Origin of the sequence: Oryzomonas japonica (genome assembly GCF_008802365.1) — a bacterium.
Taxonomy (GTDB): domain Bacteria; phylum Desulfobacterota; class Desulfuromonadia; order Geobacterales; family Pseudopelobacteraceae; genus Oryzomonas; species Oryzomonas japonica.
Genome location: NZ_VZQZ01000007.1, coordinates 123269 through 139567 on the forward strand (window position 1 = coordinate 123269; position 16299 = coordinate 139567).

Below are 16299 nucleotides of genomic sequence, written 5' to 3' on the forward strand. Positions count from 1 at the left end.
CGCCACAATGGCGTGGCTAGTGTGTTAACGTGGTGTAGGTGCGCAGAAGCGGGATAATGTCTTCCGGCAGCAGGGGGTGACACATGAAAAATCCCTGCAACTCATCGCATTTGCTGTTGTGAAGGAAGGAATACTGCTTCTCCTGTTCGACCCCTTCGGCAACCACGTTGAGCTTGAGTGAGTGGGCCATGAAGATGATCGCTTCGGCGATGGCCGCATTATCCCCGCCGGGGGTGATATCGCGCACAAAGGTGCCGTCGATCTTGACCCGGTCGATGGGGAAGTGCTTGAGGTAGGAGAGGGAGGAATAGCCGGTGCCAAAGTCATCGACGGCCAGGGAAACTCCCAGTTTCTTCAGTTTTTTCAGAATAGGGATGTTTTTCTCTCCCTGTTCAATGATGGTGCTTTCGTTCAACTCCAATTCAAGGCAGCCGGGCGGAAGGTCCGATTCCTTCAGGGCCGATGCGACAATATCGAGGAAGCTGTCATGTTTTAACTGGCTGGCCGAGACGTTGACGGAGATGCGCAAGCCGTTGGAACCGCCGTTATGCCATTGCCGGGCCTGCCGGCACGCCGTCCGCAGGACCCACTCGCCGATGGCAACGATCATGCCGGTCTCTTCGGCAATGTTGATGAATTGAGGCGGGAGCATATCCCCATGTTGGGGATGGTGCCAACGGATCAGCGCCTCAAACCCGATGATCGTCCGGCTCGCGATGTCGAACAGCGGCTGGTATACCAGGAAAAACTCGTTCCGCACCATGGCCTGGCGCAGGTTCGACTCGATCACCTGCCGCGCGAGCGCCAGCTGGTTCATCTCTTCGGAGAAAAATTGATAGTTATTGCGCCCCTTCTCCTTGGCCTGATACATGGAAATGTCGGCGTTTTTCAGCAGTTCATCGACCGTTGCGCCATTTTCCGGGTACAGTGCGATACCGATGCTGGCGCTGGTGTGGATGGTATGGTTCTCGAATTGAACCGGTTTTCTGAGGGTTTCGAGAATCTTGTCCGCCACCTTTGGTACGTCGTCTCCCCCGGAAAGCAGGGAGAGGATGATGACGAACTCGTCGCCGCCGATGCGGGCCACGGTGTCGGAACTGCGCAGGCATCCCTGGATGCGGTCGGCGCTGATCTTCAGCAGGCGGTCGCCGTAGGCGTGCCCCAAGGTGTCATTGACGTATTTAAACTGGTCAAGGTCGAGGTACAGGAGCGCCAGGTCCTTTTTGTCCCGTTCAGCCATGACGATGGCCTGCTTGAGGCGGTCGCTGAACAGTACCCGGTTGGGGAGCCCGGTTAGGGTATCGTAGTAGGCCAGCTTCTTGATCTCCGCCTCGGCCCGTTTGCGTTCGATAGTGTAACGGATGGCTCGGCTCAGCAGGTTGATGTCGAACTGTCCCTTGAGCAGATAGTCCTGGGCGCCGTGCCGCATGGCGGTGAGGGCCAGGGCGTCGTCGGACATGCCGGTCAGGACGATGATCGGAATGTCGGGGGCCTGGGTGTGCATGCGGTGCAGCGTCTCCAGCCCGATGCTGTCGGGGAGCGAGAGGTCGAGGAGGATGACGTCGAAATGTTTCTCCGAAACGAGTTGTATCGAGGAGGCGATGCAGTTGGCATCGTGGACCAGAAAAAGCACATCGGAGAGTTCCGAGAAACACTCTCGCAGCAGCCGGACGTCGGCGGGATTGTCTTCGATCAACAGGACTCTGATTATTTCGGCGTAGGGCATGGCGGCGCACTCACATTCCGGGAAGCTTCACAATGGAAAACCAAAACTCCTCGATGGATGTCACCACTTTGGTGAACTGTTCCAGGTCTACCGGTTTAGTGATGTAGCAGTTGGCGTGCAGGGCGTAGCTTTTGAGTATGTCCTGTTCGGCGCTGGAGGTTGTCAGGACCACTACCGGGATATGCTTCAAACTATCGTCGCCCTTGACCCGTTCCAGCACCTCGCGCCCGTCCAGCCGGGGCAGGTTGAGGTCGAGCAGGATGATATCGGGGCGGGCTGCGGAACCATATTCCCCCCGGCGATACAGGAAGTCAAGGGCTTGGACACCGTCGTTGACGACACTGATATTATTACAGAGTTTTGCGTCTTTTAACACTTCCATTGTCAGTCTGACATCGGCGGGATTGTCTTCAACTAGCAGAATTTCCGCCGGTTTGAGGTACGGTGGTGTCATGGTGTGGGCCTCCAACTGCGTCAAATGACGTAAAATACTCGTCCTGCTTTATCTGGCCGGCAGGCTGAAAAAGAAGGTTGAACCTTTATCCGGCTCCGATTCAAGCCAAATCTTTCCCCCGTGCAATTCCACAATTCGTTTGCAAATTGCAAGACCAATGCCGGTGCCGGGGTATTCGTCCCGATTGTGCAGCTTTTTGAAAAGTAGAAATATTTTTTCTTGGTATTCCGGGGCGATGCCGAAGCCGTTATCCTGCACCGAAATGATATGTTGATCTTCTGCGCGGTGACAATTAATTGATATCACTGGCGTTTCCCAGGAAAATTTCAGTGCATTCTCCAAAAGGTTTCTCAACAGCATGACAAGAAGCTGCCGGTCGCCGGTAAGCTCGGGGAAAGGGGCATGGGTGACGACGGCACCGCGCCGGGCGATCATCTCCTCCAGACCGGCAAGGGCGCTCGTTACGATCTCCGCGCCGTCCAGAGGGACGTGTCTGACCGGCTGCCGGCCGAGGTTGAGGTAAGCTAGCAGGTCGTTGAACAGATGCTTGAGGTGGGACACGTTGGCGACGATGATGGCTATGAATTCATCGGCCTCCCGGTCGAGTTTTCCCTTGTAGCGTTTTTCCAGGAGTTGCACAAACCCGCCAATGACCCGCAGAGGCTCCTGAAGGTCATGATAGGCCAGCATGTTGAATTCTTTCAACTCGGCATTGCTTTTTTCCAGTTCCCCGGCCTTGAGAGCCAGTTCCTGCGCCGCCCTGCGGCTCTGGCTGATGTTCAGAATGAGCAGGGTTATGATCATGCCCAGGCTGGCTATGACAAAAATTGTCGTCCAGACCAGTCTGGTGTACCTCTCGTAGAATGACACCGGCCTATTGACGAGGGTGCAGCCGTAGGGCAGTCGGGAAACGGGGATGTGGAAACGGGTGAGCTGGGTGTAGTCGAACATCACCCGCGCCGTTTGGCCGGTGTAGACCGGGAGGGTGGCAATGTCCCGCCCATTGAGCACTTCCAGGGCCATTTCCGCGGCTTGCGCCCCATGCTGTCGCCCCCCTAGCAGGCTCCCGCCGATGATGCCGTGGCCGATGCGCTCTTCATGACCGCCGTACACCGGGACCGGGGATCGCTCCCCCAAAAGCTGCGCTATCTTGGTATGGTCGAATACCCGCCCGTCCCGGTCCCGGCTGTAGGAAAGCGCCAGGACAAGGCTGTCCGTCGAAAGTGACGATAATTGTCGCAGCATGCCATCGGTTGTCAGGTTGTCCATATAGCGGATCGCGACCGGACTCTTGAACCCTCTCAGATCCTCCTCCGCCTGCCTGCGGGTCGCCAGCCCGGTGGAGGTGTAATCGTGGATGACAAAAATGTGCCGTGTTGCGGGGTGTACCTTGAGCATCAACTCCACGGTGCCCCTGACATCGAGCCGCTCGGCAACGCCGGTCACGTTGCGCTGCCCCTTGATCATCGCCGGTTCAAAGCCGTTGATCCCGCAGAAGACGATCGGGGTGCCGGGGAATATGGCGTCGCGGTATTTCAGGGCAAAGTCGAGGGCCGGATTATCCGCGGCGATGATCAGGGGGATCGTCACGTTCCGGTATTTCTGGATAAACAGGTCCCTGATCTTGCCGAAATGTTCCATTTTCGGGAAGTATTTGCAGTCCAGGTACTCCACGGTCGGTTCTATATCCGGCCGCGCTCGGTGCAGCGTCTCGACGATGCCGATAAGTTCGTTGTCCGACCAGGTGTAGTAGGGGTGGTAGGAGTTGAGGATCAGGATACGCGTCTTTTGCCCCCCGGCATCGGCGGCGTGGGCCGGACCGGCTGTCGCCAGCGTCAGTGCCATGAACAGGACGGCAAGGTATGCCGCGTGCAGACGCCTCATGCCGCATCCCCCTTTTCGGAAAGGTTCTTTTTGATGGTGAACGAGAAGCAACTGCCCCGGCCCGGTTCTGACGTCACCCCAATACGGCCGCCGTGGCGTTCGATGATTTTTTTGCAGACGGCCAGCCCGATGCCGGTGCCGGAGTAGGCGCCCCTCCCATGCAGCCGCTGGAAGATCTCGAAGATTCGCTCGAAAAATTGGCCATCGATGCCGATGCCGTTGTCCGTGACGCGAAATTCCCATTCCGTGGGGGTCTCGGCGCAGGCAACGTGGATACGGGGCGGCTCGTCGCCCCGGAATTTGATGGCGTTGCTGAGCAGGTTCTGGAACAGTTGCATGATCTGGGTTTCATCACCCGTTATGGCCGGGAACGGGTCATGGGTGATTTCAGCGCCGCTTTCCTCGATACGCCTCTTCAGGTTCATTGTTGCGGCCCTGAACGCGTCCCCGGCTTCAAAAACAACGAACGGGGCGCCCTGGGATTCGACGCGGGAATATTCCAGAAGATCGTTGATGAGCCGTTGCATGCGCTGGGCTCCATCGATTATGAAGGCGATGAACTCCCCCGCGTCCTTGTCCAGTTTGTTTTGGTACCGCCGGGCCAGAAGCTGTATGAAACTGGTGATGGTGCGCAAGGGTTCCTGCAGGTCGTGGGAGGCGATATAGGCAAAATGCTGGAGTTGCTGGTTTGACTCCGCCAGTTTGCCCGTCAGTTCCTTCTGGGCGATCTCGACCATCTTTCGGTCGGTGATGTCCTTGACGATCTCGATGCCGCCGATGATGTCGTCGGCCGAATTCCTGAGCGGCGAAGCCGTAACCAACAGACACGTATCCCGGCCGTTTATCGTCAGTCTGCGTTCCACCGTATGCACCAGACCGTCCTCGAACGTCTGTCTGACCGGGCAGTTGTCGCACACATGGAGCCGCTGCTCGTAGGCCTCATAGCAGAAACGCCCGGACTGGTCGTTCATCCACCCTCTGCTGGTGCCGTTCTGATAGAGGATGCGGTACTCCCGATCCTGGATGCTGATGCCGTCGCCGATGCTGGCAAGGATGGCCTCGGTCTTGGCCCGCTCGTCGAGGGCTTGGCGGGTTGCCGCCTGGAGTTCCCGGACGAATGTGGTGCGCTCCTCCTCGCGTGACGCCAGGGTCCTGGCCATGTCGTCGAAGGCCTGGGCAATCAGGCCGAACTCACCCTGGGAGTAGGGGATGCCGACCTGTACATCCTGTCCGCCCGAAGCCAGCAACATGGATGAACGCACCAAGCGCCTGGCCCGGTTGGTGATGACGCGGTTGGCATAGGCAAACACCGCCATGGCCGCAAGAGCGACGGCGAACGTCAGAAACCACAGGTTGCGGAAGAGGATGCGATTGGCGTCGGTGAGGATTGCTTCCTCGGGCACTTCCAGCCTGATGTGGAGATAGGGGGTTGGATCGCCGGCCAGTTGCAGGGAGCGGTAGGCCATGATGCGGTACGATCCCCCTGAAGTGCGCAGGGTGATCTTCTCGTCACCCCGGGCAGCGCGCATGTCGTTGAAAATGCCCTGATCGTCCTTGGTGCCGATCTGGTAGCGGGCATCGGCGCTGTGAAACAGGATCGTGCCCGTGCCGTCGAGTAAGACCAGGGCAGAGCCGGCCGGAAAGTGGGATCTGTCGAAGATTGCATTGGCCCGTTCCAGGTTGATGGCCGCCTGGACCACGCCCAGCAGTTCCCCCCGGTCGCCTGTGACCGGCAGGGCAAAGTTGAAGGTCGGTTTGTTGACCGTGCGCCCGACGATGTACTCCCCGGCGGAAAAGGTCCGCCGGCGTACCGCATCGCGAAAGTATTTCCGGTCGCTTACGTTGAGCCCGGGGGGAGGGGGGACGACAGAGGCGACCGATTCGCCGGTGGGGCGAAAGAGTTGGAGATTCAGATAGCGGTTGTCGCTGCGCAGGATTTCCCGGAACAGTTCGTCGCAGGCCGGTGCATCCATGTTGCGCACCTGGGGCAGCACGGCCAGGGTTGTCAGGAGTTGGCGCGTGCTGCTGACCGTATTGCCCATATCGCCGGCCAGCGCCCTGACGAGGGCGGAGCACCGGCTGTGGGCCTCGTTCAGGGAATTCCGTTTCTGTTCGAGACCGGTGTAGAGAATGATCGCCAGGGCGGGGGTGACCGCGAATGCGACCAACAGGATGAGGTGGGTGCGAATGGACCATCCGGAAAAAGCCTTCACCGTGTGGACTCCGGGGCTTTGAGTGGGGATGCCGTTGTACCGGCTGATTCTATGCACAATTTTGTTTTTTCACAAGTTAAACAGTTACAAAACGTATCACATTTTCCCCATTTTTCGAGTTGCGTATACATCATAATTCCACTACCATGCGGAGAAAAAACAGCGAGGGGGCGATGGCGCTCCATGCCCCGTTTTTTTCGCGGCCGGGCCGAGGCGAAAACGTACAGGTAACGAAACAGGGGGGTCTAGTCATGGATGAACTGCTTAAACAAACGCCGCTCTGCGGGCGGCATGAGGCGCTCAGGGCATTGATGTCCCCCTTTGGCGGCTGGAACATGCCGATCCAGTACGAAGGGATCATTGCCGAACACGCCTGGTGCCGCGCCAAGGCGTCGCTCTTCGATATCTGTCACATGGGGGAATTCCTCTTCGAGGGGGACTTTGCGGCCGGCGGCCTGGAGGATGTCCTCACCTTTTCCGTCGCAACGATCCCGGTCGGGCGTTCGCGCTACGGTTTCCTGCTCAACGAAAGCGGCGGCATCATCGACGACCTGATCGTCTTCCGCCTGGCACCAGACAAGGCCATGATCGTGGTCAATGCGGCCACGGCCCCCAAGGATTTTGCCGTCATCAATGCCCGGCTGAAGGGTGGCGCCTTTACCGACATCTCGGCTCAGACCGGCAAGCTGGACATCCAAGGGCCGCTCTCCCGGGACGTCATGGTGGCGGCCTTCGGCGCGGAAATCGCCGCCATACCCTATTTCCGATTCACCACCATGAACATTTTGGGTGTGGAGGCCATCGTCAGTCGCACCGGCTATACCGGGGAACTCGGCTACGAGATCTTCATCCCCTCGGACAAGGTCGTCGAGTTGTGGGATCAGCTGCTACTGGACGAGCGGGTCAAACCGGCTGGGCTGGGGGCGCGGGACGTGTTGCGCCTTGAGGTGGGGTACTCGCTCTACGGCAGCGATATCGACGAGGCGACCACACCGTTGGAGGCCGGTCTGGAGGGGTTTGTGGACCTGTCCAAGAACTTTGTGGGCAAGGAGGCGTTGCTGCGCCAGAAGGAGCAGGGCGTAGCCCGCAGAAAGGTTGCCTTCGAGGTGAACAGCCGCCGCTCGCCGCGCCACCACTACGAACTCTGTTTCAGTGGCGAGGGGGTCGGCACGGTAACCAGCGGTGTTTTTTCACCCATGCTCGGCCGCGGCATCGGTCTGGGATTCGTCAGGCCGGATTTGGCGTCGATTGGTACGCCGCTTACCATCATCCATGAACGGGTCAGCATGGAGGCCGCGGTCTGCGAACTCCCTTTCTACCGCGGCGGGTCGCTCAGGTCATAAAACGCAATCTGCCTCTGTGGCAGATTTTACAGATTTTTTATCTTAAAAGGAGGATATGCCGACATGAGCATCTATTTCACCAAGGAACACGAATGGGTCAAGGTCAAGGAAGGGATCGGTGCGGTCGGCATCAGCGAACATGCCGCCCATGAACTGGGGGACATCACCTTTGTGGAGCTTCCCGTCATGGGCAAGGTGGTCAAACAGTTCGATATGCTGGGGGCCATCGAATCGGTCAAGGCCGCCAGCGACATTTATTCGCCGGTTTCCGGCAAGGTGGTCAAGATCAACGAGGCCTTAAACGACGCCCCGGAGATCGTCAACGAAAGCGCGGAAGACGCCGGTTGGCTAGCCTGGATCGAGATCGCCGACGAGGCGGAGCTGAAGAATCTGATGACCAGGGAACAGTACGACGAGTATCTGAAAACTGTGTAGGAGGTTTTTGAAAAACAGCCATCAGGCCTTCGTCCTCGAAAGCCCTTTCGTGCGGCGTAGCGCTGCTACGCCTCCTCAGGGCATTCTGCGGGTGCGACGATCTGACTCTTTTTGAACAACCTTGATTTCTCAACAGCCTGCCGGGGGAAATCCCCCTTTGTCCGGTCTGGGGCGGCCGCAAGGAGCGCCCCGATGCTTTGTGCCAGGAGAGTCCGCATGAACGACAGTCATTATTGCCCCCATACGCCGGAAGAGATCAGGGAGATGCTCTCGGTTGCCGGCGCCTCCAGCGTCGAGGAGTTGTTCGCTCCGATCCCGCCAGAATTGCGGGCCAAGACCTTCAATATCCCCCCCGGCATGTCCGAGTTCGAGACCTTTGCCCGGATGCAGGCCATTGCCGCCGACAACAGCGCCGCCATGGTCAATTTTATCGGGGGCGGTTTTTACGACCATATCATTCCCGCCGTGGTCGATCATCTCTCCGGCCGGGCCGAGTTCTACACCGCCTATACCCCCTACCAGCCGGAGTGTTCCCAGGGGACCCTCCAGGCCCTGTTCGAATACCAGACCGCCATCTGCCGCCTGACCGGTATGGAGGTGTCCAACGCCTCGCTCTACGACGGCGCCACGGCCTGCGCCGAGGCGGCCATGATGGCCCTGCGGGTGACCGGCCGCACCCGGATCGTGGTGGACGGCTGCGTCAGCCCCTTCTCCCGGCAGGTGCTCAAGACCTATCTTTACAACCAGGCGGTGGAGGTCGTGGAGATTGCGCCCCTGGACGGCCTGCTGAACCGCGCTGCCCTAGCCGCCTGCCTGGATGAGCACGTTGCGGCGGTGCTGGTGCAGAACCCCAATTTCTTCGGCTGTATCGAGGACCTGAGCCCCCTGGCGGAACAGGTACATGCCGCCGGCGCCCTGCTGGTGGCTTCCGTCTATCCGATCTCCCTGGGCATCATAACGTCCCCGGGTGAGATGGGGGTGGATATCGCCGTGGGGGACGGCCAAAGTCTGGGCAACCCGCTCTCCTTCGGCGGCCCCTCCTTCGGTTTCCTCGCCGCAAAAAAGGCCTTTATCCGCAACATGCCGGGGCGCATCGTCGGCGAAACCGTGGACAAGAACGGCAAACGCGGTTTCGTCTTGACCCTCCAGGCACGGGAACAGCACATCAAGCGCCACAAGGCCACCTCCAACATCTGCAGCAACCAGGGGCTGTGCGCTCTGCGCGGTCTGATTTTCCTCTCGGCTGTGGGGAGGGAAGGGGTGGCGGATCTGGCGCGCCTCAACCGCGACAAGGCTGAGTACGCCAAGGCCCGCCTGGCCGGGATTCCCGGCGTGACGGTGCTGCCATCGGCGCCCACCTTCAACGAATTCACGGTGTTCCTGCCCAAGCCGGCCGCACCGGTCGTGGCGGAACTGCTCAAGCAGGGTATTGCCCCCGGCGTGCCGCTGGAGGATTACTACGAGGATTCGGCCAACGCCCTGGTGGTGACGGTCACCGAGAAGCGGACGAAGAAAGAGATCGACTGGCTGACCGAGGCGTTACGGGCCGAGTTGTAACCTGAATCCGTGACGCCTCCATGCCGCTAGTCCGAAAGGCCTCTGTCTTTGCGTTTGAGCAGTCTTCGGCCATTAGACGGCGGACCAGCCTGGTGAGTGGACTGTCACGACACGGCAGCGAGCGGGCTCCGGCTCTTCCGGCCATTGCGGCATTCCGGCATCACGGATTCAGGTTGTAATGCGGGCATATCTGATCTTGGAGAGACAATCGTATGGAGCTTATCTATGAAAAATCCGTTCCCGGCCGCAGGGGGGTAAAGCTGCCGGCCTCGGACGTGCCTCCCGCCCCTCCTCTGCCGGAAGGGCTGCTGCGCACGGAACCGGCCGGCTTGGCCGAGGTATCAGAACTGGATCTGGTGCGGCACTTCACCAACCTGTCCCGGCTGAACTTCTCGGTGGACACCAACTTCTACCCGCTGGGCTCCTGCACCATGAAGTACAACGCCAAGGTGCTGGAGAACGCCGCGGTCCTGTTTGTCCCCTTCCACCCCATGACGGCACTTCTGCCGGGGGGCGGGGAGTTCTGCCAGGGGAGCCTGGGGATGCTCTACGACCTGGGGCAGATGCTGGCCGACATCACCGGCATGGACGAGGTCACCACCCAGCCCTTGGCGGGCGCCCACGGCGAGATGACCGGCATCCTGCTGATCTCCGCCTACCATCGCGCCAAGGGGAACAGGAAAAAATACGTGGTGGTCCCCGACTCGTCCCACGGTACCAACCCGGCTTCGGCCACCATCGCCGGCTACGAGATCATCACCGTGCCGACCGCACCTTACGGCGACATGGACCTGGAACTGTTCCGGCAGGCCATGAGCGACGAGGTGGCGGCGGTGATGATGACCTGCCCCAACACCTTGGGGTTGTTCAACCCGCACATCAAGGAAATCTGCGACATCGCCCATTCGTTCGGCGCCCTGATGTACTACGACGGCGCCAACCTGAACGCCATCATGGGCAAGGTCAAACCGGGGGATGTGGGATTCGACGTGGTGCACGTCAACCTGCACAAGACCTTCGGAACGCCCCACGGCGGCGGCGGTCCCGGTGCCGGGCCGGTGGGGGTCAAAAAGGCCCTGATCCCGTTCCTGCCTCAGCCGCGCATCGACATGGACGACGAGGGAACCTTTGTGCTCCAGACCTCCCGGCCCGGCTCCATCGGCCGCGCTGCCAATTTTTTCGGCAACTTCGGCATCATGGTCAGGGCCTATGCCTACATCATCATGCTGGGACGCGAGGGGTTGATCCAGGTATCCGAGCAGGCGGTGCTCAACGCCAACTACATCAAGGAACGTCTGAAGCCCTACTACGATCTTCCCTACGACCAGACCTGCATGCACGAGTGCGTCTTCTCGGCCTCCCGGCAACTGGCCCACGGCGTGCACGCCATCGATATCGCCAAGTTCCTGATCGATCGGGGGTATCACCCTCCCACGGTCTACTTCCCGCTCATCGTCAAGGAAGCGATCATGATCGAGCCGACCGAGACCGAGAGCAAGGCAGCCATGGACGCCTTTATCGACGTGATGATCGAGGCTGCCCGGACCGCCGAAAGCGACCCCCAGGCGGTGTTGGACGCGCCGCTGACCATGCCGGTCTCGCGGCTGGACGAGACTAAGGCGGCCAGGGAGCAGCATGTCTGCTACCTGGGGTGATAGGGGAGGGTACGTCCACTGATGACTGATACCGCGTCAACCTGGCGCCTCGTCGAGGACGGACCGCGTACCGGAGCGGAGAACATGGCCATCGACGAGGCGCTGTTGCGTTCCTTTGATCCGGTCCGGTCCCACCCGGTACTGCGTCTGTACGGCTGGCAGCCGCCGGCCCTCTCCTTGGGGCGCTTTCAGAAGGCGGCCCAAGTGCTGGACCTGGAGCGCTGCCGGGCCGGTGGGGTGCCCATCGTGCGCCGCATCACCGGCGGTGGGACGATCTACCACGCGGACGAGGTGACCTATGCCCTGGTTTGTTCGCCGGACCAGATCCCGCCCGCCTCGTCCATCAAGGACTCATTTCGTATACTGACCGGTTTTCTGATTACCCTGTACCGGGACCTGGGACTTGAGGTATCATATGCCCTGGACGCCGTCTCCCCGGATGTGCGTCTGGGAGAACGGACCCCCTTCTGTTTTGCGGGCAAGGAGAGTTTCGACATCCTGGTGCAGGGGAAGAAGATCGGCGGCAATGCCCAGCGCCGGCAGAAGGGGATCATCTTTCAGCATGGCTCGCTGCCGCTGGTGAACCGGGCCACTCTGGGACTCTCGTTCATGAAGGATCGGGCGCCCTGCTTGGCGGAGGACGCCGTCAGTCTGGAACAGTGCGGCATCCCCCCGGAGTACGACTTGGTGCGGCACAAGCTGATTGAGGCCTTTCAAAGAAACTTCACCGTGGAGCTTTCGCCCCAGCCGCTCACGGAACAGGAACGCTCTCTGGCCGGGGAGTTGCTGGTGGGACGGTACGGTACGGATCGATGGAACCTGGAAGGGGTGGATGCGTGAAGATGGTGAGGAAACCGGAGTGGCTGCAAAAGCGCGTTAATCCAGGGGAACAGGTCGGGATGCGGGCGCTTTTGGGGGAGTTGCGCCTGAACACGGTCTGCCAGCAGGCGCTTTGCCCCAATATCTCCGAATGTTTCCGTTGCGGCCAGGCCACGTTCCTGATCCTGGGCAGGCACTGTACCCGGCACTGCTCCTTCTGCAACGTGGACAAATCGCCGCCTGAGCCGGCGGATAGCGGGGAGCCGGCCAGGGTGGCCAGTGCGGTTGCCCGGCTGGGGCTGAGCCACGTGGTGATCACCAGTCCGACCCGGGATGATCTGCCGGACGGCGGGGCAGCCCTGTACGCCGCAACGGTGGCTGCCATCCGCGCCGCATCGCCCACAACGCGTATCGAACCGCTCATCCCTGATTTTCAGGGGGACCGCCAGAGCCTGGCAACCGTCATGGCCGCGGGGCCGGACATCATCGCCCACAACGTGGAGACGGTGCCGCGTTTGTACCACATCCGCAACGGTGCCGACTATGGCCGCTCCCTGGATCTGCTCCGCGCCTGCCGGGAGTTAGCGCCGGAAACCCCGGCCAAGTCGGGCATCATGCTGGGGATGGGGGAAACGCGGGAAGAGGTGCTGCAGGTGTTGGGCGACCTGCGTGGGGCGGGATGCGTCTATCTCAGTATCGGCCAGTACCTGGCCCCCAGCCGCAACCATTATCCGGTGCAGGAGTTTGTCCGGCCGGAGGTCTTCGATGAGTTGCGGAAAAACGCCCTGGGCATGGGATTCAGCCATGTGGAGAGCGGCCCCTATGTGCGCAGTTCCTACCATGCAGGCCAGTACCAGATGGATACCCGAGACGAATGCCATGAGGAGATGACATAGTGCAGCCCCAAATACTCCTTGCCGTTGCCGACGAAGAACGGCGCCTCATATATGAAACGTTTATCAAAAATGAGCGGGTGATCTGCCATACGGTGTCATCTCTGCGCGATGTGGCGAATCAGGCCGCCCGGCAGCCCTATAACGCCATCTTTCTCGACATGCCCCTGATGGTAAAGGCGTCCCGGTACGAAAAGAGCCTGGTGGAGGATGCCCTGCATGCCATGCCCAACGCTCGCCTCAACATTGCCGCCAAAACCCAAAAGATTCGCATGCTGATCTCATGGGACGATCAGGATGGGGCTCATACCCCCGAGGAGCACCTCCGATACTGCTGCGAACAACTCCCGAAGGTCGCTCCCATTTGCAACAGGGTGCCGCTTAATCTGAATGCCGTGTTGTCATGCTCCCCGGATATGACGGATGCCGAACGTACGGTCTGTATCGACTTTTCAGTGGGCGGTTGTTTCCTGTTCTGCGTCAACGACGAGATTGCCCTGCAATCGACCGTATGGATACGACTGGTTGCCCTGAGCGACCCGACGCCTATTGCGTCCACCATCTGCTGGAAACGGGAGTGGGGGATGACCAGCGAGATTCCCGGTGTCGGCGTTCGCTTCGATGTGATGACCCCGCAGCAGCAGGCGGAAATCCTCTCGCTCTGCCGGGGCAAGTTGAAAAAATGATCGCGGCCGTACGCGGCATGGCAACTTACCGGTACGGCGCGGTACGACCGATATCCCTTGCGCCCGATACCGGTTTCGTATAGGCTTTATCCATGCGCTTATTGGAGACATATTCTAACCATAGGAAATGTCTGCTGCCGCTTGTCATGGTGGCCGCGGTTTTCTTTATTCTCCAGGGGATAAGCGTACCCCACCTTGCCGATCCACGGGAACCGAAGCTCTCAAGCCCGCAAAAAGTCAAGCCATCAGCCCACCTTGTTGTCAAAAATCTGCTGCAATCCTCCCACGGCAAGATTGCAAAAAACGCCCAGTTGCTGGATTTTTCCGGCACGGTCTCCCGGCTGGGAAATCGTGTCGTCCACATTTCGTCTTACCTCTGTGACCTCCATGTTCCCGTCTCGGCCGCAGTCCCGGCCGTCCCAGCCAGGGCACCGCCCGCGTAACAGCTTCGTCCCCCTGCATTACCCTTAGTTTACCACCGCAAGCCGTGTGCGCCGGGAGAGGTTTCTCTGCGAACGGTTTCTGCGTGCCCCTGTCGTCAGGACAGCGCCCTGCGCCGGCCCTCGTCTGTGTTTGTGCCGTCTGCGGAACATCCTGTCGCTTTCCAATCTCAAAAACACGCTTCCAGGAGGAAACGGTGCAACTTATCAATAAAACCGCGATCGATTTTATCGGCAAGAGAAACATCACCTTCATCATATCGGGTATCATCGTTATTATCGGCTTGATCGGCATTGTCCAGATCGCCAGAAACGCCGCCAATATGGGTATCGACTTCTCAGGGGGGACATCGGTGCAGCTCAATTTCGCCCAGCCGGTTCCCCTGGAAAAGGCCCGGGCCCTCCTTGCCCGAAACAACCTCGGCGAGGCCAACTTGCAGGAAATTCAGGAGGGGAACAAGCTCCTTATCAAGGTCGGAAAAGCCAGCCTGATGGCCGGGAACAATGCCGATACCATCAAGGAGGTCTTCAAAAAAGGGTTCCCGGGAAACGATTTCGTGGTGGAAAGTTCCACGGAGATCGGACCTTCCATCGGCGACAAGCTCAAGAAGGATACCCTGATAGCTGTGGGGGTTTCCATGCTCGGCATCATCATGTATATAGCCTGGCGCTTTGATTTCAAATTCGGTTTCGGCGCCGTCGTTTCCACACTTCACGACGTCATGGCCATGATCGCCCTGTTTTACGTCTTGGACAAGGAGATCAACCTTCTGTTCATTACCGCGGTTCTGACGATTGCGGGGTACTCCCTGACCGATACGGTGGTGGTGTTCGACCGGATCAGGGAAAATCTTAACAGGAACCTGTCCGGGTCCATGGAGAGCATATTCAACAAAAGCATCAATGAAGTCCTGTCCCGAACCGTGATCACCTCGTTGACCACCTTTCTGGCGGCGCTGTCGCTATTTCTTTTCGGCGGGGAAGTGATCCACGATTTTGCCCTCGCCCTGGTAAGCGGCGTCGTCATCGCGACCTACTCATCCATATTTATCGCAAGTCCGATAGTGCTGGAACTGGAACGCAGGTCGGAAAGAGCCACGCAACAAGAGGCACAGCTCCAAAAATTGTGAAATGATTTTCCAGCAGGAGAAGCATCATGGCCAAACATTGGGGAGGTCTCTCCCATTGGCGTCCGGATATCGCCATAGACCTGGGTACTGCAACGACCCGTGTCGTCAGCAAGGGGCATGGGGTTATAACCCATATTTCCATGGCTGGAAACGTGCCGGCATTGTCTTCCGGCGTGGTGGCGAATCTGGACGCCGTGGTGGCGCTTCTTGAACCGCTCATTTCAAAAATGAAGATCTTCGGCATGATCCGTCCACGCGCCGTGGCGTGCGCACCCACCGATGCGAACGCCGGCGAGCGCAATGCTCTTGTCGAGGGGGTTTCCCGGGGCGGTGCATGCGCCGTCGTCGTTGTCCCGGAACCTCTCGCCGCAGCCGTCGGGGCTGGAGTTGATATCGTATCGCCCTACGCACGGATGGTTGTCGATATCGGTGAAGGGGTAACGGACTGTGCCGTCATCACGTCCGGCAAGGTCGTGGACACGGCAGCCCTGCGGGGAGGCTGCTGTGCGCTACGGAACGCGGTACGGGAGGGGGCGCTCAGGAGGTGGAACCTGCGAATCCCCACCCGTCAGGCAGAGGCGCTGGTTCGCGCGGCGCTCTGCGGTTCGGGTGCTGTTGCCATGCAGACACAAGATGCACAGGGAGGCGATTGTCCCGCACTACCGCCGATCAGCCTTGTTGAAGCGCGGGAGGACTGTGAGCCGATGGTGGAGGCGATCCTGGACCTGATAACAGGGTTTCTCCGGGAGATGCCGCACTCAACGGGAAGTGAGATCATCGAAAACGGCATTACCCTGACGGGAGGAGGCGCCCTGCTGGCAGGCATGCGGGAAAGGATTCATGCGGCCACCGGCATTACGGTCATGCCGGTGGCCAACCCGCTTGAAGCGGTCGTACGTGGGGCATACGCCATGCTGCCGATTGTGGCGATGCTCAATATGTGGAAGCGTTAAGACCGGGCACGCCGCGGGAACGAGATCTGTTTCTGTCCAAAAAAAAATCTCCGCAGATACCGATCCGGAAAATTGTGTTAGACTTGCGAAATGCCGTTCCCCTCGCAATCT

General features: G+C 59.6%; 13 protein-coding genes. 9 read left to right on the top strand and 4 right to left on the bottom strand.

Going from position 1 to position 16299, the window contains the following annotated elements; all coding sequences use genetic code 11:
* Positions 1-16: 16 nt before the first annotated feature.
* The 4 genes from F6V25_RS11825 to F6V25_RS11840 are packed head-to-tail and all read right to left on the bottom strand — an operon-like array spanning position 17 to position 6277.
* Positions 17-1726 carry a putative bifunctional diguanylate cyclase/phosphodiesterase gene (locus F6V25_RS11825; RefSeq protein ID WP_151128764.1) on the bottom strand — a complete coding sequence of 570 codons (1710 nt, stop codon included), beginning with the start codon at positions 1724-1726 and terminating at the stop codon, positions 17-19.
* Between the two features lie 10 nt (positions 1727-1736).
* A complete protein-coding gene (locus F6V25_RS11830) occupies positions 1737-2180 on the bottom strand; it encodes a response regulator (protein WP_151128765.1) in 444 nt (147 codons plus the stop codon).
* Positions 2181-2228: 48 nt separating this feature from the next.
* Positions 2229-4064 (bottom strand): sensor histidine kinase, encoded by a 1836-nt coding sequence (locus F6V25_RS11835; RefSeq protein ID WP_151128766.1) that lies wholly within the window; start codon positions 4062-4064, stop codon positions 2229-2231.
* Positions 4061-6277 carry a sensor histidine kinase gene (locus F6V25_RS11840; RefSeq protein ID WP_151128767.1) on the bottom strand — a complete coding sequence of 739 codons (2217 nt, stop codon included), beginning with the start codon at positions 6275-6277 and terminating at the stop codon, positions 4061-4063. Before F6V25_RS11840 ends, F6V25_RS11835 begins: the two co-directional genes overlap by 4 nt.
* A gap of 251 nt (positions 6278-6528) precedes the next feature.
* Between F6V25_RS11840 and gcvT the strand changes: the two genes are divergently transcribed.
* From gcvT to F6V25_RS11885, 9 genes are all read left to right on the top strand, one after another.
* A complete protein-coding gene (gcvT, locus tag F6V25_RS11845; protein ID WP_151128768.1) occupies positions 6529-7620 on the top strand; it encodes a glycine cleavage system aminomethyltransferase GcvT in 1092 nt (363 codons plus the stop codon).
* Positions 7621-7683: 63 nt separating this feature from the next.
* Positions 7684-8055 carry a glycine cleavage system protein GcvH gene (gene gcvH, locus F6V25_RS11850; protein ID WP_151128769.1) on the top strand — a complete coding sequence of 124 codons (372 nt, stop codon included), beginning with the start codon at positions 7684-7686 and terminating at the stop codon, positions 8053-8055.
* Between the two features lie 216 nt (positions 8056-8271).
* Positions 8272-9612: an aminomethyl-transferring glycine dehydrogenase subunit GcvPA gene (gcvPA, locus tag F6V25_RS11855; protein WP_151128770.1), complete on the top strand. Its 1341-nt coding sequence runs from the start codon at positions 8272-8274 to the stop codon at positions 9610-9612.
* A gap of 212 nt (positions 9613-9824) precedes the next feature.
* Positions 9825-11267: an aminomethyl-transferring glycine dehydrogenase subunit GcvPB gene (gene gcvPB, locus F6V25_RS11860; RefSeq protein ID WP_151128771.1), complete on the top strand. Its 1443-nt coding sequence runs from the start codon at positions 9825-9827 to the stop codon at positions 11265-11267.
* Between the two features lie 21 nt (positions 11268-11288).
* On the top strand, positions 11289-12107 hold the full coding sequence (locus tag F6V25_RS11865) for a lipoate--protein ligase family protein (protein WP_151128772.1): 819 nt from the start codon (positions 11289-11291) through the stop codon (positions 12105-12107).
* The gene (lipA, locus tag F6V25_RS11870; RefSeq protein WP_151128773.1) at positions 12104-12982 is read left to right on the top strand and encodes a lipoyl synthase; all 879 of its coding nucleotides are present in this window, start codon (positions 12104-12106) and stop codon (positions 12980-12982) included. Before F6V25_RS11865 ends, lipA begins: the two co-directional genes overlap by 4 nt.
* Complete coding sequence (locus tag F6V25_RS11875) at positions 12982-13665, top strand: PilZ domain-containing protein (RefSeq protein ID WP_151128774.1); 684 nt, start codon at positions 12982-12984, stop codon at positions 13663-13665. The genes lipA and F6V25_RS11875 overlap by 1 nt, the downstream gene beginning before the upstream one ends.
* Before the next feature lie 637 nt (positions 13666-14302).
* A complete protein-coding gene (gene secF / locus F6V25_RS11880) occupies positions 14303-15235 on the top strand; it encodes a protein translocase subunit SecF (RefSeq protein ID WP_151128775.1) in 933 nt (310 codons plus the stop codon).
* Positions 15236-15261: 26 nt separating this feature from the next.
* Complete coding sequence (locus F6V25_RS11885) at positions 15262-16188, top strand: rod shape-determining protein (protein ID WP_151128776.1); 927 nt, start codon at positions 15262-15264, stop codon at positions 16186-16188.
* Positions 16189-16299: the final 111 nt, after the last annotated feature.